1 protein-coding gene is annotated in these 720 nt (G+C 77.2%); it reads right to left on the minus strand.

Annotation, left to right across the window (positions count from 1 at the left end; genetic code table 11):
• Positions 1–720: class I SAM-dependent methyltransferase (locus tag FAF44_RS53500; RefSeq protein WP_237111167.1), on the minus strand; the 720-nt coding region annotated here is incomplete at both ends.

The raw sequence follows: 720 nt of genomic DNA on the forward strand, positions 1-720 counted from the left end.
GCACGTCGTCGCCGGTCTGGACGACGTGGGTGAAGCCGCATTCGCGCAGCAGCGACGGCCACTGCTCGCGCCGCAGCAGCAGGGTGTGCGGCCGGAGGCGATCGTCCTCGGCGGGCCAGGAGTCGTCGAGCGTGCCGAGGACGCCGAGCAGCAGGCCGGGCTCGTGGCTCTCGACGGCCAGCAGGTGCCCGCCGGGGGCGAGCAGGCTGCGTACGCGGTCCAGTGCGGCGGGCAGGTCCCGCGCGGTGTGCAGGCTGTCGGCGGCGATGACGATGTCGTGGCCGCCGGTGGCCAGGCCCTGGGCGGTGGGGTCGCGGTCGAGGTCGAGCGGGTGGTGGTCGAGCAGGTCGTGGTGGGCGAAGCGGTGGCGGGCGGCGGCGCAGGCGTCCGGGCACGGGTCGGTGAAGGTGTAGCGGGCGCGGTGCGGCGGCAGGAGCGGGAGGAGGGCGGCGGTGGTGCCGCCGGTGCCGGCGCCGATCTCCAGCACGCGCAGGGGGCGGTCGTGCGGCCAGGCGGCGATGATCTGGGCGAGCAGGGCGCGCGCGATCCGGTCGGTGAAGCGGCGGGCGGGCGTGACGTCGTACAGGTGCCGGAGTGGCTCGTCGTGGCGCAGGAGGTCGAGGGGGTCGCGCTCGCCGCGCAGGACGGCGGGCAGGTGGCGGCCGAGGCGGGCGCCGAGTGCCGTCTCGGCGAGGTGGGCGGGGTGGCGCAGGAGCAGGG

The organism is Nonomuraea sp. MG754425, assembly GCF_021699195.1.
GTDB lineage: Bacteria > Actinomycetota > Actinomycetes > Streptosporangiales > Streptosporangiaceae > Nonomuraea.